Annotated in this window: 20 protein-coding genes; 11 read left to right on the top strand and 9 right to left on the bottom strand. The window is 69.8% G+C overall.

Going from position 1 to position 25,977, the window contains the following annotated elements; translation table 11 throughout:
* Positions 1 to 161: 161 nt before the first annotated feature.
* Positions 162 to 671, bottom strand: coding sequence for a TetR/AcrR family transcriptional regulator (locus ABD785_RS21150; RefSeq protein WP_344830982.1), 510 nt, complete (start codon positions 669 to 671; stop codon positions 162 to 164).
* Positions 672 to 835: 164 nt separating this feature from the next.
* Between ABD785_RS21150 and ABD785_RS21145 the strand changes: the two genes are divergently transcribed.
* Positions 836 to 1,360, top strand: coding sequence for a cysteine hydrolase family protein (locus ABD785_RS21145; protein ID WP_344830979.1), 525 nt, complete (start codon positions 836 to 838; stop codon positions 1,358 to 1,360).
* A gap of 377 nt (positions 1,361 to 1,737) precedes the next feature.
* On the opposite strand, the gene ABD785_RS21140 is transcribed toward ABD785_RS21145, so the two are convergent.
* The 5 genes from ABD785_RS21140 to ABD785_RS21120 form a co-directional block, all read right to left on the bottom strand.
* Positions 1,738 to 2,106 (bottom strand): hypothetical protein, encoded by a 369-nt coding sequence (locus ABD785_RS21140; RefSeq protein WP_344830977.1) that lies wholly within the window; start codon positions 2,104 to 2,106, stop codon positions 1,738 to 1,740.
* 5 nt (positions 2,107 to 2,111) lie between these two features.
* Complete coding sequence (locus tag ABD785_RS21135) at positions 2,112 to 2,486, bottom strand: hypothetical protein (RefSeq protein ID WP_344830974.1); 375 nt, start codon at positions 2,484 to 2,486, stop codon at positions 2,112 to 2,114.
* Between the two features lie 107 nt (positions 2,487 to 2,593).
* Positions 2,594 to 5,323: a hypothetical protein gene (locus ABD785_RS21130; protein ID WP_344830971.1), complete on the bottom strand. Its 2,730-nt coding sequence runs from the start codon at positions 5,321 to 5,323 to the stop codon at positions 2,594 to 2,596.
* Between the two features lie 927 nt (positions 5,324 to 6,250).
* Positions 6,251 to 6,757, bottom strand: coding sequence for a hypothetical protein (locus ABD785_RS21125; protein ID WP_344830969.1), 507 nt, complete (start codon positions 6,755 to 6,757; stop codon positions 6,251 to 6,253).
* Positions 6,754 to 7,974: a cupin domain-containing protein gene (locus tag ABD785_RS21120; RefSeq protein ID WP_344830966.1), complete on the bottom strand. Its 1,221-nt coding sequence runs from the start codon at positions 7,972 to 7,974 to the stop codon at positions 6,754 to 6,756. The genes ABD785_RS21125 and ABD785_RS21120 overlap by 4 nt, the downstream gene beginning before the upstream one ends.
* Before the next feature lie 373 nt (positions 7,975 to 8,347).
* Here ABD785_RS21120 and ABD785_RS21115 point away from each other — a divergent pair, with 373 nt between their 5' ends.
* From ABD785_RS21115 to ABD785_RS21090, 6 genes are read left to right on the top strand one after another with little or no spacing between them, the layout of a single operon-like run.
* Positions 8,348 to 11,242: a LamG domain-containing protein gene (locus ABD785_RS21115; protein WP_344830965.1), complete on the top strand. Its 2,895-nt coding sequence runs from the start codon at positions 8,348 to 8,350 to the stop codon at positions 11,240 to 11,242.
* A 15-nt stretch (positions 11,243 to 11,257) separates the two neighbouring features.
* Complete coding sequence (locus ABD785_RS21110) at positions 11,258 to 14,584, top strand: LamG domain-containing protein (protein WP_425547800.1); 3,327 nt, start codon at positions 11,258 to 11,260, stop codon at positions 14,582 to 14,584.
* Positions 14,585 to 14,598: 14 nt separating this feature from the next.
* The gene (locus ABD785_RS21105) at positions 14,599 to 16,008 is read left to right on the top strand and encodes a hypothetical protein (protein WP_344830962.1); all 1,410 of its coding nucleotides are present in this window, start codon (positions 14,599 to 14,601) and stop codon (positions 16,006 to 16,008) included.
* Positions 16,005 to 16,643, top strand: coding sequence for a hypothetical protein (locus ABD785_RS21100; RefSeq protein WP_344830959.1), 639 nt, complete (start codon positions 16,005 to 16,007; stop codon positions 16,641 to 16,643). Before ABD785_RS21105 ends, ABD785_RS21100 begins: the two co-directional genes overlap by 4 nt.
* Complete coding sequence (locus ABD785_RS21095; protein WP_344830956.1) at positions 16,643 to 16,831, top strand: hypothetical protein; 189 nt, start codon at positions 16,643 to 16,645, stop codon at positions 16,829 to 16,831. The genes ABD785_RS21100 and ABD785_RS21095 overlap by 1 nt, the downstream gene beginning before the upstream one ends.
* Before the next feature lie 27 nt (positions 16,832 to 16,858).
* On the top strand, positions 16,859 to 18,526 hold the full coding sequence (locus tag ABD785_RS21090; RefSeq protein ID WP_344830953.1) for an asparagine synthase-related protein: 1,668 nt from the start codon (positions 16,859 to 16,861) through the stop codon (positions 18,524 to 18,526).
* Between the two features lie 438 nt (positions 18,527 to 18,964).
* On the opposite strand, the gene ABD785_RS21085 is transcribed toward ABD785_RS21090, so the two are convergent.
* Together ABD785_RS21085 and ABD785_RS21080 are read right to left on the bottom strand one after the other, a co-directional pair.
* Positions 18,965 to 19,378 carry an SgcJ/EcaC family oxidoreductase gene (locus tag ABD785_RS21085; RefSeq protein WP_344830951.1) on the bottom strand — a complete coding sequence of 138 codons (414 nt, stop codon included), beginning with the start codon at positions 19,376 to 19,378 and terminating at the stop codon, positions 18,965 to 18,967.
* 91 nt (positions 19,379 to 19,469) lie between these two features.
* Complete coding sequence (locus tag ABD785_RS21080; protein WP_344830948.1) at positions 19,470 to 20,429, bottom strand: sigma-70 family RNA polymerase sigma factor; 960 nt, start codon at positions 20,427 to 20,429, stop codon at positions 19,470 to 19,472.
* 334 nt (positions 20,430 to 20,763) lie between these two features.
* On the opposite strand from ABD785_RS21080, the gene ABD785_RS21075 reads away from it, so the two are divergent.
* A complete protein-coding gene (locus ABD785_RS21075) occupies positions 20,764 to 20,919 on the top strand; it encodes a hypothetical protein (RefSeq protein ID WP_344830945.1) in 156 nt (51 codons plus the stop codon).
* A gap of 10 nt (positions 20,920 to 20,929) precedes the next feature.
* On the opposite strand, the gene ABD785_RS21070 is transcribed toward ABD785_RS21075, so the two are convergent.
* On the bottom strand, positions 20,930 to 21,550 hold the full coding sequence (locus tag ABD785_RS21070; RefSeq protein WP_344830942.1) for a TetR/AcrR family transcriptional regulator: 621 nt from the start codon (positions 21,548 to 21,550) through the stop codon (positions 20,930 to 20,932).
* Positions 21,551 to 21,661: 111 nt separating this feature from the next.
* Here ABD785_RS21070 and ABD785_RS21065 point away from each other — a divergent pair, with 111 nt between their 5' ends.
* From ABD785_RS21065 to ABD785_RS21055, 3 genes are all read left to right on the top strand, one after another.
* Complete coding sequence (locus ABD785_RS21065; protein ID WP_344830940.1) at positions 21,662 to 22,438, top strand: SDR family NAD(P)-dependent oxidoreductase; 777 nt, start codon at positions 21,662 to 21,664, stop codon at positions 22,436 to 22,438.
* Between the two features lie 11 nt (positions 22,439 to 22,449).
* Entirely contained in the window at positions 22,450 to 22,860 is a 411-nt protein-coding gene (locus tag ABD785_RS21060) for a nitroreductase family deazaflavin-dependent oxidoreductase (RefSeq protein ID WP_344830939.1), read from the top strand.
* A 523-nt stretch (positions 22,861 to 23,383) separates the two neighbouring features.
* Positions 23,384 to 25,885, top strand: a complete 2,502-nt coding sequence (locus tag ABD785_RS21055) for a Tn3 family transposase (RefSeq protein ID WP_344830937.1) — start codon at positions 23,384 to 23,386, stop codon at positions 25,883 to 25,885.
* Positions 25,886 to 25,977: the final 92 nt, after the last annotated feature.

The following is a 25,977-nucleotide window of genomic DNA, read 5'->3' as shown; positions in this document are numbered from 1 at the left end:
GAGCGATGTACCGGATAACATGACCGAGTCGTGCATCGGCCGCGGGGGTGGATCCGCAGCTCGGTGTTGATCGCTCGGCGCTCATGTACGTGATAACAGGCAGTTATCACGTACATGGAGGTATGCCTGCCGGATGGGGGCGGACCGGCTAGGTGAGGCGTTCAGGCGGACCGGCGTAGGCCGTCGCGGATCACGGCGAGGGCGCGTGCGGGGTCGATGGCCTGCGGGCCGCGCAGGGCGAGGATCACGCCGCCGATCAAGGCCATGAGTTCGGCCGCGCCGACGTCGTCCCGGATCGAGCCCTCGTGCTGCGCCCGTCGGAGGAGGGCGTCGACTTCCTCGCGCAGTTTGGCGGCCGTGGCGGCGACCTCGGTCTGGACGTCGATGCCGGCGCCAGTGAGGGCGTCGATCAGCTCGGTCTTGGCCTGGGCGTCGGCCACGATCGCCTCGATCACGCCGAACAGGGCGCCGGCGGCATCGGGTCGCGAGCGCGCGGCCTTGGCCCCTTCCACGAGCAGGAGGAGCCGTTCGCGCACGATCGCCTCGAACAGCGCCTCCTTGGTCGGGAAGTGCCGGTAGAGGGTGCCCGGCCCCACGCCGGCGCGCCGCGCGATCTCGTCCAGTGGCACCCCGAACCCCTCGGCGGCGAACGCTTGGCGTGCTGCCTGCACGATCTGGTCCCGGTTGCGACGGGCGTCCGCCCGCAGCGGCCTGCCTTGAGCCGGCACGGCACCTCCTCCAAGAAACGGGGCGCTATCTCCGCTTATGGTAGCCTGCGCCAAAACGGGGCGATGTCTCCACTTAGTGGGCGCCCTCCGGACAGGAAAGGGAACCCATGACCACCGACGGCTCGGCGGGCCGCACCGGCACTGCCTTCCTCACCTTGGACTTCGCGACCTACATCGTCGACAACTACAGCCACGACCCCGGCGTGGCCCAGAACGCCGCCAAGGCCCTGCGAGCCGCCAGGGATGCGGGCATGCCGGTCTTCCATGTCGCCCCTGGGCCGATGACCGAGCAGTTGCATCCCCTGGTGGAGCGTGGTCCGCACGAGCCCGTCCTCGCCAAGTCCACGTTCTCGGCTTTCGCCGGCACCGACCTGGACCAGCGGCTCCGCGACGCCGGTGTCGGCCGGATCGTGATCGCCGGAGTGGCCACGTCAGGCACCGTCCTGTCGACCGCGCGCTGGGCCCACGACATCGGCTACCAGGTCGCCATCTGCGCCGATGCCTGCGCCGACCCCGACGCACAGGCCCACGCCGCCCTCCTCGACCCGTCCGTCTTCCCCGACAGCTGGCTCGGCCTGTGGCGCATCGCCCGCATCACGACCTCGGCGGACGTCACCGAGGTCGCCTGGTAGAGGCACACGCCACCGACTCGCTTCCGCAGCCACTCCTTTACGCCTGGGGAGGCCGAAGCCCTGCAGGGGCGAACCTCAGTTTGCGCTGGTGCGCTCACTGCCGGTGGGTGCGGGTTCAGGCGCCGGTGTGAGGTGCGGGTGTGTGGGGGGGTGGCTGCCCAGGAGGAGAGGAGTCGGAGTGCTTGTTCGGAGGGGGAGCCGGGTTGGGCGGCGTGAATGGTGAGGGTGAGGCCGGGTTCGGCGGTCATGTCGAGGCGGCCTGCTCGGGGTTGATCTTGGCTCGCCGCGAGGTCAGGAACTCGCGGACCTGTTCACGGTTGTCCACCCCTTGAAGAACTCCTGCACCAGCAGCTCGTAGTTCCCGTCCCGGTAGGTCGTCAACTCCTCGATCTCCGCCAGCAGGGCGTCGAACCGCTCTGGGCCTGGACCGTCTCCCGGACCGACCCCACCCCCATCGACTGCGCCCGCACCGCCTTCACCAGCGCCACCAGCGCCGCCGTCTGAGACGCGATCGCCTGATCCGCGGGCGTGGAGGGGGTGTGATCCTTGGTCGCCTCCATCGCCACCCCGAGCATCCGCGCGGCCAGATCCTCCGACCCCGCCACCGGGCCCGACGGCGCCAGACCCCGCAGCACCTCCCCGAAATTGAGGATCAGCTTCTCCATCAGCTGCCGCTGCCGTTGATGGAAGTCCTCCAGCTTCGCTTTCGCCTTCTTCACATTGATCGCCTGCCGCTTGCAGAGCATCTGCGTCAGATCATCCCGACCCGGCCCCGCACCTGATGCACCAGACACGTGATCAACGCCAGCCGCTTGGCCTCCCCGTGGTAGGAACGCGCCAGCACATCGGTGTCGGCCCGGCCGTCCACCCACTCCAGATGCCTCTGCTGGTCCCGGAACTTCGTCCACGTCGGCCGCTTCGCCGGCTTCTTCAACTCGTTGAACGGCGACTTCCCGTCTGGTCCCGGCACCGGCAGATCCTGCATCCGCACCCGGCCGCCCGCCCCCAGCCCGGTCCAGATCTTCCGGCAAATCGCCTCGTTCACCTGCCCCCGGATCCGTGACTCCATCGCATCCAACGTCGAGAACGCCGGCAACTCCAACCGCGCCTGAACCAGACGCTCCAACGCGATGCCGTGAGGCCTCCCGCCGATCCGATCGGCGGGAGGCCTCACGGCGGCCCGGCCGGCGCTTCCTTCGGTGCCTGGCGCCGGCCACCGGGTGTTGCGTCTGGTCAGGGCAGGGTGATGTCCTGGTCGGGGAGGATGTCTTCTCGGGTGGCGTCGGCCTGGGCTTGGATGGTCTCCAGGACGGCGGCGGGGACTTCGTCGCGGAAGTGGTCGACGAGGCGGGTCAGGGTGGCGTCGGCCTCGGCGAGGTCACCGGCCTTGGCCTGGACGGTGGCCAGGCGGCGCATGGTGGCGTTGAGGGTGATGTTGTTGAGGCCCTCGGGCCCGGTGGAGGCATCGATGGCGGCGCTGAGCTGGGCGACGGCGTCCTTGGTGTCCGGGGGGCGGACCTCGATCCGGCCGTCGACGATGTGCTGGAAGTCTCGTCCGGCGTTCGCGCCCTGGGCGAGGTGGGAGTAGACGGCCAGAGGGTGGCCGGCGAACCGGTCCGACAGCTCGGCCAGAGCGTCGTTCCCGGCCTGAAGGGCGGGTGAGTCGGAACCGAGCAGGGCCATCAGGGTGCCGGTCTGGTCGTCCATGAGCAGTTCACCGGCGTCCCGGTCGTCGCCGGTGAGGGGCAGCCGGATACGGACCTGGAGGTCGTTGGACACGACGCGGGAGCCGTCGGGCGCGGAGTAGACGGCGCGGACGCGATAGAGGCCGGGGTCGGTGAAGTACTGGCCGTCGGCGCCCGAGCCCAGGTAGGCCGACTCGTACAGGGCGGGCACCTCGGCGGTCAGGCTGGTCAGGGCGTCGTCGCCGTGCCCCTTGCAGTGGCGGGCCAGGGGCCGGAACGGCCGGGTGATGCCGGAGGGTGCGGTGATGGCGATGGTGAGGTATTCACTCTTGGGCGACAGCTCGCGGTGCACGGTGACGTCACGGCCGTCGCGGGCGAGTTTGATCTCGACGGTGACCGGCTCGCCGTAGGCGAACGCCCGGCCCGACAGGGTGAGGGCCAGCCCGGAATCGTCGGAGATCGGGGCGTCCATCGCGGCCAGCGCCCGGTCGGTGGTGGCGTAGGCGGCGCTGCCCTGCGCGGCCCAGTTGGCTCCGCCGGGGATGATGTCGTAGCGGAAGGCGTGCCGCAGGTGGGCGAGCTCGTTGGCGGTGAAGGTGAACGGGAACCGTCTCCAGAAGACGTCCCAGCCGCTGCTGCCGTCCTCGGCGATGTACATGTTCCAGTACTGCATCCAGGACAGGTCGCCGCGGCCGTCGCGGGGGCCGAGCGGGGCCCCGGAGTCGCCCTTCTGCCACGAGTGCTGCAGGTTGAGGCAGTGGCCGAGCTCGTGGACGTACAGGCCCAGCTTGAAGTAGCCGCGTTCGTTGTTGATCTGGTCGTAGAAGACGGCCATGCCCTGCCGCTGTTTGCCCTCGTTGACGTCGAACATGACGCCCGTGCTGTCGTTGACGTGCCGGCTGGCCACGAACGCCCACAGCTTCCACTGCTCGGTCTCGGCGTGGCCGGAGAAGTTGTGGAGCATCGCGGTGTGCAATTCGGAGTCCGACCACCGCAGGTCGATACCGGCGTCGGCGGTGCCGACCTCGTTGACCGTGCCCGCGGCACGCAATTCGATGCCGGCTTCAGCGAACGCGGAGGCGATGGTCAGCTGCCGGTCGACGTAGTCGGGCGGACCGGCCTCCGCGTCGGTGGCGGTGTCATAGGACGCCAGCGCGGCCCGGCCGGCCATCGCGTCGATCTCCAGGTCGATGGTGCGCAGGTGCGCCGACTGGTAAGGCAGATCGTAGGTGGGGGTGTTGCCGTCGTCGAAACGGAGCTCCAACCGCAGGGCGGGAGCGGAGGCGGACTGCGTCACCCGCGGAATGGTGATCTTGGCGGTGCAGCCGACCCAGGCCGGTTTCCACTGCACCCTGCCGGTGGCGGTCACCTCGGTGGCCGAGACGACGATGTCCGGCGCGGGGACCCGGAAGGAGTACAGGGGACTCCGCGTCGCGCCGCTGATCTGGTCGATGTCGCCGCTGAACTGCCGCGTCGCGCCCAGGCCGTCCAGATCGCCGCGCACGGTGACAGGGTTGGGCGCGGCCGTATTGCCCCAGCGGCCCACGATCGGTTTGTACTGCGTGGTGTAGGGCGCGGGCAGGGCCGTCAGCTCGGGCAGCACCGTGGTCAGCGCCCCGGTCTTCTCCGGGCCTGTGTTCCAGTTGAACACGCACCCGTTGCCGCCCTTGATCAGCAGGCTGCGCTTGGCGCCCGCCACGCTCGGCAGAGGCAGCACGTGGTCGTAATCCCGCAGCCACTCGGCCGGCAGCCTCGCCCAGCCCGCGGTCGGCTGGGCGCCCTCGTAGATCCGGCAGTCCCGGGTGCATCCGGTCGCCCAGTCGATGGTGGCGACCCGGTCACCCTTGAACACATACGTCCGCCACGCAGCCGACTCTCCGACCGAGTCCATCAGCAGGGCGTCCACGTCCGTCCTGTAGCCGGCGGGCAGCATCGTGTTCCAGGCCGGGCCGCCCTTGGCCAGGGCCGTCCAGGAGCCCTGGCTGACGACCTTGTTGTCCCAGTGGTACCAGCAGGCCTGGTCGCCCTTGAAGAACACCGTCTGCCAGGACCCGCCGGTGACCGGGAGCATCAGCATCCCGTCACACGCGCTCTTGAACGGCTCCGGGATCGCGTTCAGCTTCGCCGAGTCGAACCCGCCGATCAGACCCTCGTACCTGATGTCCGTTCCCGAGGTCGCCACGAGCCGGTCCCCCCGCAGGAACATCCCGTGGAACGCATCGGACGGCAGTGCCGCCGCCGAGCTGAAGCCGGTGTTCTTGTACCGCATGAATCCCATCGCCGTGCCTCCCGGCCGTCGCGAACCGCCGGCGGATCCTGATGGATCCACCGGCCTGCGGCATGTCCGGCCCCAGCGCCGGACAGCCCGGGACGACCGGGAAGAAGAACGCGATCACCTGGCGCCATCGCATCGTCGAAGCGTGGTTCCTGGCCGTCCTCGGGCAGCGTGCATCACCCCCGCGAACACCACAAACACCGCTATAGGCTCATATCCGGCCCTGTTCCGTCCCCAACTGCGACACTCTCCGTGCCCGAACGGCCGCTCTCGCCGTGAAGCGCATCGATCACTGGGACTGCAGAGGAAACAGGGCAAGGCCTCGCAACTGGACTTCTGTTTCTGAGAATTTCTCGACGCGTTCGGATTGCATCGCCGTCGGGCATCGCCTCCGGCGAAACGGCCGCCGTCGGCGTGCCCGTCACCTTCCCCAGCGACACACGTCCGGAAGGAGGCGAAAGCCGTGCCGACGCTGTGACCGGAACGGCGACGACCCCGCGCGAGCCCGGGCTTTCGGATCACTCATGTACGCGGAAACGGATTACTGTCACGTACATGAGTGATGCGCGACCACGGCCGAGCAGGAGGACCGCCCCGCCGCGCGATGCGCGACCCGAGCACGTCGTCCGGTACATCGCTCCCACGCCGGGCGAGCGCCGGTGAGCGGGGTCGGCAAGCCAAGAACCTGGTCAGCGCGGCCGCTCCTCACCTGCCAGACCTCCATGACCAGTCGCTCGCCGAGCAACTCCGCAGCTGGATCGCAGTGAAACCACACCTCGCCTGACGGCCCGGCTCAAGGGTCTCAAGCTGCCAGGTCGAGGCCGGTGAAGTCGGCCGCAGCGATGTCGACGCCTGGCTCGGGCTGCCAGCCGGATCGGAATGCTGAAAGCCATCTTTCCCGGACTTGTTCGGTTCGTTCATCATCAGCGGTCAGTGGGTGCCGCCGTCGGGGTGGGCCTGGAACATGTCGCCGGTGCCGTGGCCGTGGCCGTCGGTGCCGTCGGGCATGTGCGGGCCCAGGAGAACCGAGGGGTCGTTGCCGGGGTCGGAGATGTTCCAGTTGTCGTTGCCGAAGATCGCCGCGGTGGCGGAGAGGCTGGTGCGGGAACGGAGGGTTTCGCGGAGGGCGAGCGGACGCCGGGCGGCCTCTCCGGCGGGCGGTGGCAGGACGACGTGCAGGACCGTGGGCGTGTTGACGTGGAAGCGGATCTCGACGGGCGTCTGGTCGTCGTAGGGGACGGCCTCGGTCTCGCCGGGCGGCAGTGCCGACGCGCGGAAGACCGGGTCGGTCATGGCCCGCGCGGCGATCTTGGCGAGGCGGCGGTCCTCGTAGCGGAGGTCGAGCAGGATGAGGCTGTCGCGCCAGTGCCGGAGGATCCGCTGGTCGTCCTCGGCCATGTCGCCGCCGATGATGTCGTTTCCGGTTTCGTCGTTCATGTGGGATCTACCTCCAAGAGGCCTTCGCTGATGAGACGGCGGACGAGGTCGAGGCGGTCGGTGTCGGTGAGGGGGCCGGGCAGGTCGGCGATGGCGAAGCGCGTCTCCGCGGCGATGAACTCCAGGGCGGGGGCCACGATGGCGGGGCCGGTGACGTGGTTGCCGAGGAACTCGATGGTCGTCTCGGCGGCGACGGTGCGGACGACGCAGGTGATGTCCGGGTCGCGCAGGATCTTCGCGCCGGGTTCCAGGGCGGGCAGCGCGTCGAGTGAGGCGAACCGCTGGAAACCGGTGGGAAGGGTCTCGCGGGACAGGCGGGAGCGCAGCCGATCGCGGGCCTGTGCCCGTACCGACGGGTCGGCGAGGGCGGACGTGAGGCGGGTGGTGAGCGCGTCCATCCGGGCGGGGTCGGCCGGGCCGTCGAAGTAGGAGCGGGGCAGGGCGGACCGGAACGCCACGTCGGATTCGGCGAGCACGTCGAGGGCGACGGTGAGGTAGTCGTGCCAGGTGTAGGCCTCCACCCCGACGGTGAGATGCATCGAGGACGCCTCGCCGGTCAGTGCCGCGTGCCGCCAGCCGCGCGGCAGGTACAGCACGTCGCCGGGCGCCAGGGTGAGCACGTCCGGTTCGGGTAGTGCTCGCGGCCCGCCCTGCTCGGTGCGCAGCGGGAGCTCGGTCTCGGGAGGGCTGACGTGCCACACCTTTGAGCCGTGCAGTTGCAGGATGTACACGTCGTGGCTGTCGGAGTGCGGCAGAAAGCCCTGGCTGCGGGCGGGAGTGAGGTAGAGGTTGGCGCCGACGGGGAAGCGCAGCTGCGCCTGGAGTTCCCGGCAGAGCCGTGCGACCGCGTCGTGCCGCCGGTGCAACCGGTTGACGATCAGCGTGAAGCCCTCGTCGTAGGCGCGGTAGACGTCCTGCACGTCTACCGCGAGGGAGCTCAAAGTCCGCACACGGCGCTCGGTCAGCCCGCCGCCGGCCTCGCTGCGGACCAGGCGCTCGCCGTCAACGGGCCGGATCCGGTCCGAGACGGTCGCCGTCAGCAGGAAGTCGACGTCCGCCAATTGCGGCAGATCCCGGAATCTTTCCGGCTCCCCCGGAACGTGGAGCGGCGCGCTCTCGTGATGGCCGCCGAAGAACTCCCGCAGCCCGACCGGCGCCAAGAGCGCTGCCAGCCCTCCTGCTCCGTCCCCGGCGACCCCGTTTTTCTCATTAAGCACGCTTCGACTCTAGATTCTCAGACCCCCCAAGGCAACACAGAGTTGTCATTCGATCACTTTAGGTTGTCGTGGTGTTCTCGGGGTCCTGTCCGCGCATTGTCCCGTTGCCCTCCTCGGCGCCGAGGTCGTCGACGCCCGATGGTCGGCGGCCTGGCGACTCGGAGGCCGGGCAAAAATTGCATGGACGTTCTTTGGGAAATGCCTTGTTTAACTTTCCGCTGGGTCGTGTCAATGAGAATTCCGGCGGGCAGAAATTCTCATTGACAAATTCTCACTCTCCGTGCGACTCTCGCTACTGAGTGCATTGGAGGGTGTTATGCGGGTCGTTCAAAGCGTGTGTGAATACGTTCGAATCGTCCGTCACGCCAGCTGGGTGGTGGCATTTTCGGCGAGGGAGTCCGAGCCCGGGTCGGGGCTGTTCCGCATCGGCTATTCGCTGATGACGCCGCAGTCCACGAGCCCCGATGCCGACGCCTCGTGGACGGACTTCCAGGAACTCACGTTCCCGCAGCGGATCGCCACAGCGGGCCGGGCGGTGGTGGCGGTGGACTTCGGGGAGGAGATCCCCGTCGCGGACGCGCCGTTCCAGATCGTCAGCGACGGCGACTACCTGTACGTCTTCCGGCAGTCGAAGGACGCCGGCGTGTACGTCGACCGGTTCGTGCTGGACGAGGCCACCGGGCGGCTCTACAACGCCTGGCAGGTCAGATTCCGGCGCAGCGGAAAAGCCGATATCCCGTTGGACCGCCGTGACACGTTCGGCTCCACGGACATGAACGGCGAAAAATTCGTCGAACCCACGATCCAGCTTGATTTCCTGCCACCGGTGGTGAACGGCTCCTTCGCGGTGGCCCTGGTGCCCGGGGAACTACCGAGCATGTCCCGCTGGCAGTTCTTTCTGCACAACCGCGACACCGGCGGACTGGTCGGCTATTCGATCCTCAGGTCGGCGAACGGGCTTTTCGACCTGGCCGACCGGATCGGCGAGGACGGCGTCATCGAACCGGACCAGGACTTCACGCTCGTCTCCGGTTCGGGCGCGCCCCTGCCTGTCGGTCACGGCCCGGCGGCACTCCTGTACCACCAGCAGGAGCAGCTCGCTCAGGACGGCGGCGCCATCGCGCTGCAGAAGCGCGAGGCCCGCTTCATGCTCGCGGTCACGGCGGGATCCGGCGGCCAGGTCGCGATCGTCGATCTCGGTGTCGCGAAGGACGCCACGCTCGCCCAGGGCCCGGACGAGCTGACCGTCGCGGCGGCGCCGAAGCCGGTCACGGCCCTGGAGATCTCGGCATCGTGCCCGGTCCATGCCGATCTGCCGCCCGTCCAGATCAACGGGCCGTACACGCTGGAGCTGTGGGCCGCCCTCACCTCGGCGGGAACCGGTCTCGAACCCGGCATCATCGTGAGCTCCGCCCCGGAGACAGGGCCGCTGACGATCGCCCTGGTCGACGGAGTTCCCGTGTACACCGCCGGTGCGGACGCCGCCGTGACCGCGGCCGACCCGATCGACCTGGAGGTCTGGACGCATCTGGCCGCGACCTGGGACGGGACGAACGCGGTCCTGTACGTCAACGGCGTTCCCCACGACGAGCCGACAGATCCGGTAGCGCCCGCCGACCCGCCCGCCAAGGGCTACCGGCTGGGCGGGAAATCGAGCGTCACCGCGAGAATCGAGCAACTGCGCCTCTGGCAGCGCGCACGGACGCGGGAGGAGATCCTCGCGGCCATGTGCACGACGGTGACGTCGGCGGATCCGGACTGGGCGAACCTCAACGGCTACTGGCCCATGGACGCGCCTGCGGCCGACGCCCGGTTCACCACGGTGCCGAACATCTCGCGGCTGTCCGGAGCGGACGGAACCCTCTCCGGGACCCGCTGGGTACCCGGATCCACCCTGGCCGCCTCCTCCCTCGCCCCGCGGTCCTGGGACGATCGCGGCCTGACCATCGCCACCGGCCTCCTGGAGTTCACGACCCTCGCGGCGGCGCCCTGGCTGACCGAAGGCGCCGATTCACTCGTCCACCTCTACGGGGTGGCACCGCCCGACGGCACGATGGTCGCCGCGCACCTGTCCACCGTGGTGGCCCGCGGCGCGTTCCAGGCGTCGTGGCTGGCCGCGGACCCCGACGACGCCGAGAACGACGAGGCCGGGACGGTCGGCTTCGTCGCACGTCAGACGGGAGCCGCGGTCAACCCCGCGACCTCGAAGAACCCGCCGGTGACCATCGCCCAGGACGGCAAGGGCCACGTGGCCGTGACGCTCCGCGGCTCCACCGGATACACCGAACGCTGGCCGAAGGTGCCGCAGGAACTCGAGGCGCTCTGCCAGGTGCTCAACGGCGAGGCCGCGCAGAAGGGCGACGTTCCGGCACAGGAGGCGCGCTCGCGGCCGATCTACGACTACAAGGCGGTCGTGGTGACCCCGGCCGGCGGGCAGCTCGGTCCCGTCCCCGCGCCCGGCACGGGATCGTCGCTGTTCGCCGCCATCCCCGACGAAGGATCGTCCAACGGCCGTCCCTCCCTGGTCACTCCCACCTCAGCGGCTCCGGCGGTCCTCGGCCGGGCGGGCACCGACCCGTGCTGGCTGCCCGCGCCTCCGCCGGCCGGCCTCGACCTGAGCGAGTCCGGCCAGTTCGTCGAGGTGCTGGACGAGCAGCAGGTCGGCGACTATGACGGATCGCTGGCCGCCGACCGGGACATGGCGGTCGAGGCCTGGCTGCGACCCGGCTCCGACCCGTCCGGGGATCCGATGACCGTGTTGGTGTTCAACCAGCCGGAGGGTGCCCGGTACCTGCTCGGCATCGACGGTGAGCGGCGCCCGTACGCGGTGAACGGCCCGATCGCGGCCCGCGTGGACACGCCCCTCACCGACGGCGCCTGGCAGCACCTCGCGGCGTCCTACCAGAGCAGCTTCGGCATCCGGCTCGGCGGCGAGAGGTACCTCGACGCGGGAAACGACAGGAGCCTCGACACACCGGAAGCACTGACGGCCGAGGTCTGGGTGCGTCTGGACGAGCCGCCCCGGCCCGGGCAATCGCAGACGGCGATCGCCCGATGGGCTCCGCGCGGCGGCCAGAGCTGGGACCTGGGCGTCGATCCCGACGGAAAGGTCCGCTTCTCCGTCCAGCAATCCACCGCGACCGGCCCGGTCCGGCGCAGCGTGGTGTCGCGGACGGCGCTGACCCCAGGGACCTGGCACCATCTCGCGGGCGTGTACGACGTCCAGTTCGAGCGGCAGGTCGCGGTGATGTTCACCGCCGGCTCCTAGGTCAGCCTTCCCAAGGTGGAGCTGCCCCCCAAGACCGGCGTGACCGTGGCGATGTGGCTCAAGGGGGTCGGCGCGTTCCAGCCGAAGGACCAAGTCCTCTTCATCTCCCAGGACCCGGCCCAGCCCATCGTCGTCTCGGTCGGCCTGCGCGACGGATACCCCTCGTTCGAGGTCAGCGACGGCGCCAACGCCTACGCGGTGACCGGCGACCGGCGCCTGCGCAACGACGACTGGGTGCACCTGGCCTGCACCTACCAGCAGGACACCCATGTGATCGCCCTGCTCGTCGACGGCGTTCCGCTGTACGGAGGGCCGCAGGACGGTACCGGCCCGCGGTCCACGATCGCGGCTTCCGGCCCCGCCGTCTCCGGCAAGGGCATGGACGTGGCGTACACCGTCGGTGGCGTCGGCCCCCAGGAGTCCTTCGTGGGCCTGATCAACGAGCTCAGCCTGTGGAACCGCGCCCTGTCGGTGGCCGAGGCCCGGCAGAAGATCAACCTGCCGCTCTCGGCGTCCGAACGCGGGCTGGCCGGGTACTGGCCGTTCAACGACCTGTTCGGCACCACGGTCATGGACCGCGCGGGAACGGCGAACGGCGTCCTCACCGGCGGTGACTTCACGCGGGTCGACAAGGGGCAGTTCGCCCACAAGGTCTTCGTCGACGGGATCATGGAGGCGTTCGAGCGGGTCGTCGACCCTCTCGTCGTCAGCGACACGCACCTGACCATCGGCAGCGCCGAATTCTCCGGGTACCTCCAGGGCACCGTCGGGGAGACCCGGCTGTGGACGGCCGGGCGCATGAACTGGCAGGTCGCCTACTTCGCCCGGCGCGATCCCGAGCCGAATCCACGGGGGCTGATCTCCCGCTGGCCGCTGGAGACCGGCCGCAACGCCGTGGCCTTCGACGATGTGAGCGACAACGACGCCGTGATCAGGGACGCCGGGGCCCGCCTGACGGCCGCCGCGGTGGACGCGATGTGGGTCCGCGCCACGTTCATGGCAGCCTGGACCTTCTACCTCGACGGCGTCGCGGTCCCGGCCACGACCTTCGCGATCGCGTCGGAGGAGCAGGTGTTCGGAGATCCGCAGGCCACCATCGCCGTGCTCTCCTACCAGTCGGCGCTGGTCAACGAGTTCACCGGCGACTTGGCCGAGCTGCGCGTCTGGGACAGGCAGCTGACCGGCGAGCAGGTCCGAGGTCTGCTCCATCGGCCGCTCCACGGAGACGAGCCGGGCCTGGCCGGCTACTGGCCGTTCGACGACGGCTCGGGGGAGATCATCGCGGACCGGACCAGCCGCGGCGCGAACGGGCAGTGGATCGGCGGGGGAGACCCGGCCTGGGGCCCGTCGTCCGTGCCCGTCGCCCTTGAGCCGCTCGCCGTCACCAGCCTGCCCGGCGGCATCGCGGGGGACCACAGCCGGCGCAGCGCCTGGGCGCCGGGAACCGCGGCCTACGGCCGGCTCGAACAGGGCGCGCGCGGCGAACTGCTGGCCACCCTGAAACTGGCGTTCGGCTCCATCGACGCCGACGCCGACGCCGACGCGGCCGGAGCGGGGCGGCTCGAACTCCGGGCGGGCGACACCCTGGGAGCCCTGGACATCGCCTACGTCGGCCAGGCCCAGATGGCGCCCACGCTGATCGGCTACATCGAAGGCGCCCCGCCGCTGCCAGCGGAGAACCTCAAGGTGTTCCCCGATTCACCCGACTCCTATGTCGCCGCGTCCTCCGTGACGATCGACGAGGTCGGAAACGAGGTGCTCACCTACACGGGGAGCCGCACCATCGGCTCGGACTCGGCGCTGAGCCTGCAGGAGGGCCTCGGCATCGAGCTGAACACCTCCGCGGGCATCGGCGTCCAGCAGCAGATCTACGGCATGGAGCTCTCGGCCGGCCTGCAGACCGAGTCCGAGGAGTCGGCGGGGACGCTCGCGGAGGCGCAGGTGTCGGAGGAGACCCAGGCCACCGCGCGCAAGTACCTGGAGTCACAGGGCGCCTGGCACCCCAACACCTACGCCATCGACGGTGGGACGGGCTCGGTCTTCTACCCGTCCAACGTCGGCTATGCGCTGGTGCGCTCCGGCACGGCCGACGTCTTCGCGATGCGGATCCGGGGATCGGGGACTTTGGTCGGCTACTCCATGCGGCCCAGCCCGGACATCCCCGAGGACATGAACATCATCATGTTCAAGATCAAGGACACCTATGTGAAGAACGGCACGCTGGACGGCTGGATCGGCTTCCAGCCGGACTCCGGCTACGGCCACCTGCAGCCCGGCGAGCACGGCAGCTACTTCAAGCCGCTGGAGGCCTACGCGCTGAAGCGGCTCGTCGACCGGGAGCGCCAGCAGCGCCGGACCCGCTTCGAGGCGTTCGACGCCTCAGGCCTCGGCCGGCGCGACAAGGCGGGCCGGCCCGGAGCGGTCGACCTGTCGGAACCCGACCGCGACATCGCCAACGTCCTGCTGGGCGTCACGGACAAGAACGCGCTGACCGGCGAGGAGTGGAAGGAGCGGATGGCTCGCCGCAACATGGTCAACACCTACGTGTGGACGTCCGAGGGCGGGCTGTACAGCGAGGAGCAGCAGTACACGGCGGTCCGCGAGGAGTCCTCCGGCGGCGTGTACTCGATGGCGGCGAGGATCGGCGGGTACGCCGAGCTGTCCTTCAACGTCGGGCCCAGCTACTCCCTGTCCGCGCTCTTCGGGACGCATGTCACCACCCAGGCGATGAAGGCGAGACGCGAGCAGTGGCAGTACCTGATGGAAGCGCAGGTGCTCGGCGAGCGGTACACGGGCCTGATCGAGGAGGGCGAGGACGACCTCGTCTACACCGACAAGCCGTCGCCCGGCAAGGTGCAGGCCTACCGGTTCATGAGCTTCTACCTCGCGCCGTCCAAGCGGAACTTCGACGACTTCCCCCAGGTCGTCGATGACGAATGGCTCGCGGGCACGGGACGGTACGCCGGCTCCTACGACCCGGACGCGCTCGCGCTGCGCCAGGCCCTCACCCGGCCGAACGAGGTCTGGCGGCTCCTGCACCGCGTCACCTACGTGTCCCGGACCCCGCCGCCGACGCAGGGAGAGGGCGAATCGCTCCCGTCGCAGGCCCGCCGCCCCGACGAGGAGAGCATCGCCCAGAACGCGCGGCTGATCAGTGAGCTGCCGCCGACGACCGACCGCGCGGGCACGCTGGCCAGGGTCAGCGTGGAGGCTGACGCCCTGCTCACCGTGCTCGCGGAGAACCCGGTGTGGGGGCCGAAGCTCACCGCGGTCAGAGCCGCCGTCAAGCGTGACCTCATGACCTACATGGGTTCTTTCTACGGATTCGCCAACGACATCTAGAGGGGAACACCACCATGGCAGTCGTCTACTGCGACACCGTCTCGCCCTACTACTGCGAGAACGACAAGAGGAACATCGACAGCACTTGTCACGACCTCAACAAGCAGGCCGGCAAGTGGATCATGTACAAGGTCAACGGCAAGGTCTGCTACTGCATCTGCAGCTGCCTCGGCGCGGGGACCCCGATCATGCTCGCCACGGGCGAGGACAAGCCGGTGAACCAGCTGGAACCCGGCACACCCGTCCTCGCGGCGGGGATCGACCTGCGGTTCTCCGCCAAGCCGGCGAACCTGGTGTCCCAGAGCGCCCCCGGCCTCACCCACAACACCATCTACCTGGCCTACAAGCTGAACGGGAAGAAGTGCGAACTGGTCCTCACCATGGACCACCCGGTCCTGGTCAAGGCCGCCTCCGGCAGGAAGCTGGTGTCCGCGGGCTCCCTCGAGGTCACCGACGAACTGTACGCCGCGGACGGCTCCACGGTGTCCATCCTTTCGGTCTCGCTGGGGAGCTACGAGGGCGCGTTCTGGGAGCTCGCGACCGACATGACCGAACCGAACGCGACGTACGACGGGCACCTCGTGGTGACCGGCGGCATCGTGACCGGCGACTACGCCGTGTCGACCTTCGTGAACCTGCCGGAGCTGACCGGCCGGGCGGAGGGCGCGGAATCCGGGCGACCCGCGGTCGGCTCGGCGGACTGGGAGCTCACCCGCCGCTTCGCGCCGCTCGACGGGCCGGTCCAGATCAACGACGGGGTGTTCCGTTCCGCCGAGCAGCACGCGGTCGAGGTCCCGTCCCATGCCAGCGCGTTCCTGCCGCGCCGGCAGGCGGTCCGGCTCCGGCGGATCGCGCCCAAGCAGCCGATCAGCAACCAGTACTACCTCGAAGAGTGCGAGTGGCTGCGGGACAAGGTGTTCGGCCCGGCCTACCCCGACATCGAGTTCCTCTTCGACTGGTACAGCGGGGAGGTCAACACCCATTCCTGGGTCGACGGCGAGAGCAAGTACGTCTATGTCTCCGGCGGCCTGGCACGCATCGACGGCTTCGAGTACGAGGGCATGGCCTTCGCGATGGCACACGAGGTCGGCCACCTGCTCGGCAAGCCGGTGGTCAGGGACGGGGTGACGTGCGAGGGCAAGGCCGACTTCTACGGCGTCGGCGTCGTGCTGCGCAACATCTGGTTCGGATCCTCCTACTTCGATCTCACCTCCAGCGCGCTGGCCCAGTTCGAGAAGCTGCTCGGATACCTCGTGCCCGTCGGTGCCGAGGAGGGTGAGGACGGTGAGGAGGACGACGGCACGGACGGATTCGGCCACCGCTATCCGAGCGACGCGTGCCGGATCGAGACCGTCACGGCGGCGATGGAGGGGCCGCACGCTCCGGCGTGCGCCGAGTGCGCGCCCGCGGGGGACGCAGGATGACCGCCCCCGCCGAACCGGCCCCGGCCGTCGCCGAGGACATGCTGCGCGACGTCCGTGACGCCGTCACCCCGCAGCGGGCGGCGGAACTGCTGGCCCGCTGGCTGGGGACCGACCTGCCGGTGTCGGAGCAGGCGCTCGTCGCGGCGCTGGTGCATCCCGGCTACCAGCGGCGGCTCAGCGCGGCCCGCTGCCACCGGGACGCGGTGGCATGGCTGCTCGATCGTCCGCCGGAACTTCCGCCCAGCGCCGCGCACATGGCCGGCCTGGAACGCGACGTCCCTCAGCACTCGACCGCGCAGCTGCTCAAGAGGGCGAGCGTCGCGATGACGCGCTGGTCCGCGAGCGGTTTCACGGCCGTGGACGAGGCGACGCGAGCCCGCCGGTGGGCGGCCTGCGAAGCCTGCCCGCACCTGGTCGACGTGGAGCCGACGGGCCTGTACCGGCTCAGCGCGGCTCTGCGGGCACCGTCACAGGTGTGCTCGGCCTGCGGCTGCACGGCCGCCGCGAAGGTCCGCCTGCCCAGCGAGTCCTGCCCGGTCGCCGATCCGGCGGACCCGGAGCGCACCCGCTGGGGCGACCTTCTCCACAGACCCGAACCCGAAGGCCGGGTTCGCTCAGAGAAAAGGAGTTCATGATGACCGCACGTACTCCCGACGAACAGCACGCGGCACCGGAAAGGAACGCCGCACCCAAGGTCACGACCGGTGACGAGCTGTTCGGCTCCGGCGTGAACCGGACGTCCGAGGGATCCGACGGCGAGGTGGACGAGCCCGAGGGCAAGCGTCCGGGCAACCGGGACAAGCAAAAGAAGAAGAAGGGATAGCGGGACGGGCTGAGAGCGGAGCGGCGAATGCTGGAGTTCACCCTGCACCGGCAGGATCTCGACGGCCCCTGGCATGAGGGACCGGCGGGCTGGTCGGCCGGGAACAGCCGGATCGCTCCGCTCCGCCTGCGGGCGCTCGAAGAGATCGTGGCCCGCTGCGGACGGCGGCTGCTGGTCGCCGTCCGCGAACGGTGCCGCGGTGCGGCCGGGCCGGTCATCTCCGGCCCGGCTGGCTGCGGCACCGGAGCGCCCGTCGAGGTGAGCCCCGCCCAGTGGGAGAAGATCCTCGCGGGGGTGACGTCCTGGCCGCTCCAGTACGTCTGCCTGACGGTGGAGCCGGGTTCGGCCGTGGACGACCCTCCTCGGGTGACCATCCGCAGCGGCGCCTGGGGCACGGCACCGGTCTTCGCCGTGGCGTCGGGCGACGGCCTGCACGGCCACTGGGACCCGGTGCTGCTCTATCCGCTCCTCGACCGGGACACGCCGCTCGAGGAGACCCTCGCAGCCCATTTCCTGGCCACCTTCGAGACCCCGTACGCGCGACGGACCATGCTGCGCGGCCTGCACATGATCACCGAACGGTCGGTGGCGCGCTGGCCGACAGAGGACGGGACGCTGGCCGTCCACTACCCCGTGGACGCCGAGCCCTACGGGGAACGCGAGGTGCGACCGGACGCGGACGTGCTCGACGGACTGTGGCGGTGCCTCACCTCCTCGGTCCGACGCTGGCTCCCCGACGACGCCGCGTCCATCGCGGGGTGCGAACTGAGCGGCGGCCTTGATTCCGCGCTCGTCACCGCCGCGGTCGCCGAGGTGACCGGCACCGGCCCCCGCACTTACGGACTCGCTCTGGCGGGCGTGCCGGGCGCCCGGCAGCACGCCCGGCGCGCCGAACTCGTGCGCCGCTTCGGCGGTGCGGACACGACCGTGCCGTTCGCCGCCCACCGCCCGCTCGCCCCGGACGGTCCCGAGACCTTCGGCCGCGGCGCGGCCGGACCGATGACGCCTTGGGAGGAGTGCTACGCCGAGGCGTCCGAGGCGATGCTGGACCGCGCCGTCCAGGACGGAATCCAAATGATCTTCACCGGTCTCGGCGGCGATGAGCTGAGCCATCCACGGCGACGCGCCGGCCGGGCCGGTGAACGGCCGACGACCCTCGCCCCGGAGCAACTCCCCGCCTTCCTCACTCCCGCGGCACGAGACGCGGCCCTCGCCGCACCGAAGACGATCGACACGGCCCCGTCGTCGATCCCGCGCGGCTCGGCGATCGAGACGACCGCCCTGTCGTCCGCCCAGTATCTCCGCCGCGGAATCTGGCCGGTGCATCCGCTGTGCACGCCCGAACTCGTACGCCTGTGCGCTTGGCTGCCCACACCCTGGCGCACGGATCGCCTCTTCGAACGGCACCTGCTCACCCGCCGCGGAATCTCCCCCCTCGTGGCGTTTCCACCCGACACCGACGACTTCGAACCGGTCCTCATCGAAAGCCTGCGCCACACCGCCCGCCACCGCCTGGAAACCCTCTTCACCACACCCCTCCTCGCCGACCACGGCCTGGTGGACCCCATCCGCCTGCAAGCGTCCTACCGAGCCTGGCGCTCCGGCGAGCCCCCCGACGACCCCACCCCCTTCTACGCCGCCGCCACCCTCGAACTCACCCTCCGCACCCTCACCGGGCACACCGGCGAAGCCTGAGTTCCCACCCGTGCCAACGGCCGCAGGCCACCGCCACCTTCGGAGCCGCGAAGGGACTCGAGAACGGCTTCGCCGGGGTGCGCGGCCGCGACCCGTCCGAACGCGGGCCGCTCCAGCGCGGGGACCTTCGAGGTGGTGCGGGGTCTTCGAACAGCCGCACGCCGTCGGCGGGGCGGAACCCCTCGACGCGGACGAGAAGGGCCGGCTGCGGTGAGGATATGGCGCTGGTGAAGGAGGGACCGGCCCGCGGTGGAGACGCGCGAGCTGATCGTTGGTACCGAGCACGGGCGCTTTCCGCGGCGGCATGGTCGGGGTCAGGCGCGGGACCAGGCCGATCCAGGAACGGCCGACGACGTCCGGCTCGCCGTACCGCGGCCGCCAAGCTGTTCTTCGCTGCGTTTTCGCAACGGAGAGGGGCTGGCGGCCGCTGGACGGGGACTACTGCCCGGGGGGCAGGACCGGGCTGTTGTGGTAGGCGGCGATCAGCCACTGGGCGTCGCGCTTCTCGAAGACCCAGGTGGCGTTCACCTTGCGGTGGTCGTCGGTGATCTCGGTTTCGCCGGGGAAGAGGATGGCGGATTCACTGATGACGATCGCGGCGTCGTGGCCGAGGAAGCGGATGCTGAGCTGCTTGTTGTAGGTGGAGCTGCCCTTGAGGGGGCCTGCGAAGCCCTGGGCCATGCTCTGGCGGATCATCTCGCGGCCGTCGCGGAGCGAGCCGGTCATGATGGCGGTCGCGTCCTTGGTGTAGTCGGCGACCATGCCGTCGGCATCGCCGGCCTCCCACGCCTTGTAGGAATCGGCCAGCACGGTCTGGATCTCGGCCTCGTCCTGAACACGGGTGTTCGGCATCGGGTTCTCCCTTGTGATCGGCTCGCCCGGGGTGTTCCGGTGAGCTCGCCGATACATACCGACGGCGCGGGTCGAACTCATCGCACCCTCGTCAGGAGATTTCGGTGGGCAGACCGAAGGCCGCGAAGATCTCGGGGTCCTGGAACACCGAGTTCCGGCTGATGCCCTCGGCCGTGACGGTGAAGATCTGAAGCGTGTGCAGCCGGTACCCGTCGCCGACGCGCCGGTAGGCGGCGAATCCGGGCTGGCCGCCGTTGGCGGTGGTCTCCTTGAGGAGCCAGTCCTTCCCGGCGGCATCGAACACCCAGCCCATGAACAGGCCGTAGTCGGCGCGTCCGGTGAACCAGTTGAGCATCGGCGGCATCTCCATGAGGACGTCCTCGGTGATCAGCCGTTTGAGGGCCTCGACATCGGCGAGCTCGAACGCTTTCATGTAACGCTCGACCCAGGCGCGCTGCTCGGTCGAGGACGGTTCGCTGACCAGTTCCTGCCGGGCCCCGGTCTCCTTCAGACGGGCACGTGCCCGCTGCAGGGAACTGTTCACCGAAACGACGGTGGCGTCGAGGATCTCCGCCGTCTCGGACGCCGAGAAGCTGAGCACGTCACGCAAGATCAGCGCGCCGCGCTGCCGCGCCGACAGGTGCTGCAGGGCGGACGCGAACGCCAGCCGCAGGCTGCTGCGGTCGATCACGGTCACCGCAGGGTCACCCGCTTCCAGCAGCGAGTCCGGCAGGGGCTGGAGCCAGGCGTGCTCACCCGGGACCAACGGCGCGAGCGGATCCGACGCGGCCACCAGCCCCGACGGCAGCGGCCTGCCGCCGCGAGACTTCAGCGCAGTCAGGCAGGCGTTCGTCGCGATCCGGTACAGCCAGGTCCGCACCGAACTGCGCGTCTCGTCGTACTGCTCCCGAGCCCGCCACGCCCGCAGATACGTCTCCTGAACAAGGTCCTCCGCGTCGTGAACCGACCCGAGCATCCGGTAGCAGTACGCGAGCAGCTCCGTCCGGAACGGCTCGATCCGACCATCGAAGCCCTCTTCCCCCGACACCACGCGCACACCCCTTCTCCACCGCCGCCGCAACCATTATGAGCGGACAGATCATCTACCCGGTGCGGTGATGCGGACGGCCCTTAACCGGAGGCGCGGTTGTTCGGGCTACTTGGGGCTCATGCCGCGCTTCTTACCGGCTCCCATCACCTCACCGCGCGCCGTCCGTACCCGGACAGAGCGGGGGTTCTGCCCGGCGTCTGACCGGGGACGCCGGATGGGCACCGGAAAGATCAGTCGGAGGAGGACCCTTCCTCCAGGGGACTCGACGCTGCCACTGCCTTGCCCAGCCTGCCGATCACGTCGTTGATCGAATCCGCCGGTTCAGCAGCTGGGGGTGCGGGCGCTGCTCGCGCGTGCGGCGGACCACGCCGGGGACGGCGCTGTGCTCCTGCGGGCGCAGACGGCCCTGCGCCCGGCGGCGACGGGGCTGGCGAGCGGTCTGCTGTCGCTCGGGCCGGTGTCCGGCCTCCTGGCGGCGCGGGCCCGCTGACCGGCGACGGTCAGCGGGCATACCGTGCGCGCATGACCAGGACGGCCTCGTCGACCACGCGGTCCATGGCCGCCTCGTCGGGCGCCCAGTCCTGCAGCAGCATGCGCGGCCAGAACACGTAGTTGGAGATCATCCCGAGGAACTGGGTGGCGGCCAGGTCGGGGTCGTCCAGGGTGATCGTGCCGGCGTCGCGCTCGGTCTCCAGGTACCCGCGGACCGACTCGAAGTACGGCATCTTGCCCCGGTTGAACTGGGTCTCTCCCAGTTCCGGGAAGCGCGGCAGCTCGGCGATGACGATCCTGAACAGGTCGGCCATGCCGGGACGGGTGAGCAGCGCGACGTAGCGGCGGCCGATCGTCGCCAGGCCGGCGTCGAGGTCGCCCACCGGAGGCCGCTCCCCGGTGTCTTCGCCGGTCTCCCAGGAGGCCGTGACGATCGCGTCGAACAGCGCGGCCTTGGTCGGGAACTGCTTGAACAGCGTGGCCTTGGACACCCCGGCCGCGTCGGCGATCTTGGCGAGGGACGCGCCGGCGTAGCCGGAGTCGAGGAACAACCGGGTCGCGGCCTTGAGGATCGCGTTCCTCTTCTCCTCGGCGACGCGCCGGTGATACGCGGAGGGCTCGGTCGTCATATCACCATTCTAGGCGAGGTGAGCGACTTGACTCACCACTTGCCCGGACCTAGTGTTCAGGTAAGGCGAGTCACTCGACTCACAACTCATGATCATTGAAGGAGATCTCCGATGGGACGCTTCGAGAACCAGACCGTCCTCGTCACCGGCGGCACCGGCGGACAGGGAGCGAGTCACATCCGCGGCTTCCACGCCGAAGGCGCGAACGTCGTCATCGCCGACATCGCCGAGCCGCGCGGACGGGACCTCGCCGCCGAACTCGGCGACCGGGCGTTGTTCGTCCGACTGGACGTCACCGACGAGGAGTCGTGGACCGCCGCCGTCACCGCGGCCGAGCAGCGGTTCGGGCCGCTGTCGGTGCTGGTCAACAACGCGGGTGTGCAGAACCCCGCGGCGCCCGTCGAGGCCACCGACCTACGGGTCTGGCAGCGCATCCTCGACATCAACCTGACCGGCGCCTTCCTCGGGATCAAGGCGGCCGTGCCGTCTCTGCGCCGGAGCGGCGCAGGCGCCATCGTCAACATCGCTTCCACCTCCGGGATCGGCGGCACCGCCTTCTACGCGCCTTACGTCGCGAGCAAGTGGGCGCTGCGCGGGCTCACCAAGACCGCGGCGCTGGAACTCGGCCGCGACGGCATCCGCGTCAACGCCGTCCACCCGGGCGTCATCGCCACCCCGTTCATCACCGAGCCCGCGGCCGGCGCCGACGCCCCGATCTCGGACTTCTACTCTCCTGAGCCCTTCGCGATCCCGCGCATGGGCGAGCCCGCCGACGTCACCCGGCTGGTGCTCTTCCTGAGCTCCGCCGAGGCCTCGTTCACGACCGGCTCGGAGTACGTCGTCGACGGCGGCATACTGCTCGGCCCCGCGCTCAAGCACGACGCCTGAGAGGACCGCTCATGAACGCCGCCGTACGAGCAGCCATCGAGATCACCCCAGACGCGGGCACCCGGCAGCGGATCATCGACATCACCACCACGGGACGCCGCACCGGCCGTCCCCGGCGCATCGAGATCTTCTTCTACCGGGCCTTCGGCGAGACCTACCTGTGCAGCGGCGCCGGAGGCGGAGCGACGAGCTGGTACGCCAACCTCCTGGCGCACCCAGAGTTCACCTTCCACCTCAAGAATGGCGTGCGGGCCGACCTGCGGGCTCGCGCGGCACCGGTGACGGACCCCGCCGAGCGGCTGCCGATCCTCACCGCGTTCGTCGCCGATCTCAACCAGCCGCACAACCCGGGCACCCTCAGCCGTCCGACCCGCCTGGAGGACTGGCTGGACAGCAGGCTGGCCCGGATCACCTTCCCCTGACGGGACCCCCTCCCCGCACCCCCAGCGCCAGGACCTCCCACGGCCCCGAGCCCTCCGCGGTGATCCGCCAGGTCGCCGACGACCATCGCTACCGCCGAACATGAGGACTGGCCCCCAAAATGACCGGTCTGTTGCGCGCGGAGATCTTGTCAGTGGGATGCGCGTATTAGTGTCAGCGGCCTCCAAGGGCCTTGAAGTCGTACGACGTTCAGGCCTGGAGAGTCGTGAAGACCGCGGCCTCGGGTGACGGGGCCTGGGGCCCCGATGGAAGACGCCGCCTTGGCCGTCTACGGGGTCCTCAAGGGCGGCTGGTAGCGCGGTCATCCTGCGGTCTCCAGGGAGCCGGAGCTTCCACCTTTTTTCCGTGAGTCACCACCGGCGGATCATAGCGACCCCCCCCGACCAGGGGTCGGCTGAGCATCGGCTGCGAATCCAACGATGTTGCCCTTGGCCTGGGAGTTCTCGGGTTTCGCTGGCTGTTGTTGATCTCTGTCGCTACGGTTCGTGCTGATTCCGGTGCTTCGTGGGGGTTGGCGGGTTGGCGACGCTGTTCTTCTCTGAGGATCAGATCGAGCGGTTGCGGTCGTTTCCGGATGTCGGCCGGGAGGAGCTGATCCGGTTTTTCACGTTGAGGCGGGCGGATCTGGAGTTCGTTGACAACCGGGGTCGTGGGCGGGGTCCTGAGGCCCGGATGGGGCTGGCGTTGCAGTTGTGCACGCTGCCGTGGCTGGGGTTCATCCCTGATGATCTGCGGGGTGCTCCGCGGGCGGTGGTGATCCGGTTGGCGAATCAGCTCGCGTTGCATCCGGGGGTGCTGGACTTCTACGGGCGCCGTCCGCAGACGCGGAGTGATCATCTGCGGTTGGTGGCGGGGTATTTGGGGTGGCGGCAGCCGAGGGCGGCGGGTGCGCCGATGAAGGAGTTGGAACAGTTCCTGCTGGACCGGGCGATGGAGCATGACGCGCCGTCGCTGTTGTTCGCGTTGGCGCGGGAGTATCTGATCGCGGCGAAGGTGATCCGGCCGGGTCTGTTCGCGTTGATGGACATGGTCGGGACGGCCCGTGCCGCGGCGTCGGAGCTGACGTCGCAGAAGGTCGGGCCGCTGCTGACGGTGCGGATGCGTGGCGATCTGGACGGTCTGCTGGAGCCGGTGCCGGAGCTGCGGGGGATGACGCGGCTGACGTGGTTGACGACGCCGGCGGTGGAGGCGACCGCGCCCGCGGTGCTGGCGTCGGTGCGGAAGTTGGAGTTTCTGCGCGGGATTGACGCGCATGTGCTGGATCTGTCGATGCTGCCGGTCGAGCGGCGTCGGTTCCTGGCGACGGTCGGGAGGAGGTCGACGACGCGGGGGCTGATGCGGCGGGAGGAGCGCAGGTATCCGATCTTGTTGACGTTGATGGCGCAGTCGGCGGTCGATCAGCTGGATGAGGTGGTCGCGTTGTTCGACCGGGCGGTGTCGGGACGCGAGGGGCGGGCCAAGGCCAGGACCGAGGCGGCGCTGGCCGAGCGGGCCCGGAGGGGCGAGGCCCGCCAGGTGCTGATGGAGCTGATCCTGCCGGTGCTCGCCGACCCGTCGGTCCCGGATGAGCGGGTGGGCGGGATGCTGCGCGAGAGCATCGGGATGCAGCGGCTGCGCGAGATCTCCGCCGAGGGGTGGCGGCCGCTGCCGCGCGACCACGGCCGCCTGTCGGCGCTGGCCGCCTCCTACTCCTACCTCCGCCAGTTCACCCCCGAGGTCCTGGCTGCCGTCGACTTCACCGGTGGCCCGGGCACCGCCGATCTGATGGACGCCCTGGCGATCCTGCGCGACCTCAACCGGTCCGGCGGCCGGAAGGTCCCCGCCGACGCGCCGTCCTCGTTCGTGCCGCCGCGGTACGCCGACTACCTGACGGCGGCCCGCAGGGATGGCGACGAGACGGCGTTCCGGCACTACTGGGAGCTGTGCGTGATCCTGGCCCTGCGGGACGGCCTGCGGTCGGGGGATGTGTTCGTGCCCGGGTCGCGCCGGTACGCCGATCCGGGCACCTATCTGTTCACGCTCGAGCAGTGGCGGCCGCGCCGCGACGACTTCTGCGCGCTGGTCGGCAAGCCGCCGGGCGCGGCTGCGGCGATCGAGCGGGCGAAGGAGGAGCTTCACCAGGCCCTCACCGACCTGGAGGCGGCGCTGGCCGATGCGGCGCCGGGTGATGTGGGCACGGTCCGGCTGGATGAGGAAGGCCGCCTGGTGATTCCGCCGCTGTCGGCCGAGGACGTCCCGGCCGAGGCCAAGACCCTGCGCGGCGAGCTGGCGAATATGCTGCCGTTCGTGCCGATCTCCGCCCTGCTGATCGAGCTCGACGGCCGCACCGGCTTCCTGGACGCCTTCACCCACGCCGGCGGCCATAAGACCAGCCGGCCCGCCGACCTCAAACGCAACCTGCTGGCGGTGCTGCTGGCGGGCGGCACGAACCTCGGGCTGACCCGGATGGCCGAGGCCTGCGGCGTCTCCTACGACGTGCTGGCCTGGACGAGCGAGTGGTACCTGCGCGAGGACGCGCTCCGGGAGGCCAGCAACCGGATCGTCAACCACCACCACGGCCTGGACCTGTCGCGGGTGTTCGGCGGCGGCACCATGTCCTCCTCCGACGGGCAGAGGTTCCCCGTCCGCGGCAAGACCCTCACCGGCGCGCACATGAGCATCCACGGCGGGCTGGTCCTGTCGTCCTACACCCACGTCTCGGACCAGTGGTCGCCCTACGGCACCATGGTGATCATGCCGACCGCACGGGAGGCCCACTACACGCTGGACGAATTCCTCGGGACCGAGTACTACTCCCGCGCGATCGCCGATCTCCGCGGGCAGGGCCGCGACGTCCCCGACGAGCTGCTGTCGCACATCTCGCCGGGCCGCAGCGACAACATCAACCTGTTCGGCACGATCGACGTCGACATCGACGCCGAGCTCGCCAGACTCGACGGCGGCTGGCGGCCGCTGCGCCCCACTCAGCTCAACGACCTCGGCTTGTCCTTCCTGCTCTCCCCCTAGGGGCTGTTTGGGGTTCGGATCATGTGGTTGAGGTGAGGAGTTTCAGCCACATGATCGATCCTCGGAGGTGGAGTCCGGCCTCATAGCTCTCG

The sequence above is a fragment of the Actinocorallia longicatena genome (assembly GCF_039534125.1).
GTDB lineage: Bacteria > Actinomycetota > Actinomycetes > Streptosporangiales > Streptosporangiaceae > Actinocorallia > Actinocorallia longicatena.
The sequence above is the reverse complement of the archived record's forward strand: the minus strand, read 5'-3'. Positions and strand labels throughout refer to the sequence as shown.

Excerpts from the sequence above, each read along its gene's own strand:
- ABD785_RS21145 (WP_344830979.1), top strand. The coding sequence starts at position 836 with ATGACCACCGACGGCTCGGCGGGCCGCACCGGCACTGCCTTCCTCACC.
- ABD785_RS21140 (WP_344830977.1), bottom strand. The coding sequence starts at position 2,106 with ATGCTCTGCAAGCGGCAGGCGATCAATGTGAAGAAGGCGAAAGCGAAG.
- ABD785_RS21130 (WP_344830971.1), bottom strand. The coding sequence starts at position 5,323 with ATGGGATTCATGCGGTACAAGAACACCGGCTTCAGCTCGGCGGCGGCA.
- ABD785_RS21125 (WP_344830969.1), bottom strand. The coding sequence starts at position 6,757 with ATGAACGACGAAACCGGAAACGACATCATCGGCGGCGACATGGCCGAG.
- ABD785_RS21105 (WP_344830962.1), top strand. The coding sequence starts at position 14,599 with ATGGCAGTCGTCTACTGCGACACCGTCTCGCCCTACTACTGCGAGAAC.
- ABD785_RS21100 (WP_344830959.1), top strand. The coding sequence starts at position 16,005 with ATGACCGCCCCCGCCGAACCGGCCCCGGCCGTCGCCGAGGACATGCTG.
- ABD785_RS21095 (WP_344830956.1), top strand. The coding sequence starts at position 16,643 with ATGACCGCACGTACTCCCGACGAACAGCACGCGGCACCGGAAAGGAAC.
- ABD785_RS21090 (WP_344830953.1), top strand. The coding sequence starts at position 16,859 with ATGCTGGAGTTCACCCTGCACCGGCAGGATCTCGACGGCCCCTGGCAT.
- ABD785_RS21085 (WP_344830951.1), bottom strand. The coding sequence starts at position 19,378 with ATGCCGAACACCCGTGTTCAGGACGAGGCCGAGATCCAGACCGTGCTG.
- ABD785_RS21070 (WP_344830942.1), bottom strand. The coding sequence starts at position 21,550 with ATGACGACCGAGCCCTCCGCGTATCACCGGCGCGTCGCCGAGGAGAAG.
- ABD785_RS21065 (WP_344830940.1), top strand. The coding sequence starts at position 21,662 with ATGGGACGCTTCGAGAACCAGACCGTCCTCGTCACCGGCGGCACCGGC.
- ABD785_RS21060 (WP_344830939.1), top strand. The coding sequence starts at position 22,450 with ATGAACGCCGCCGTACGAGCAGCCATCGAGATCACCCCAGACGCGGGC.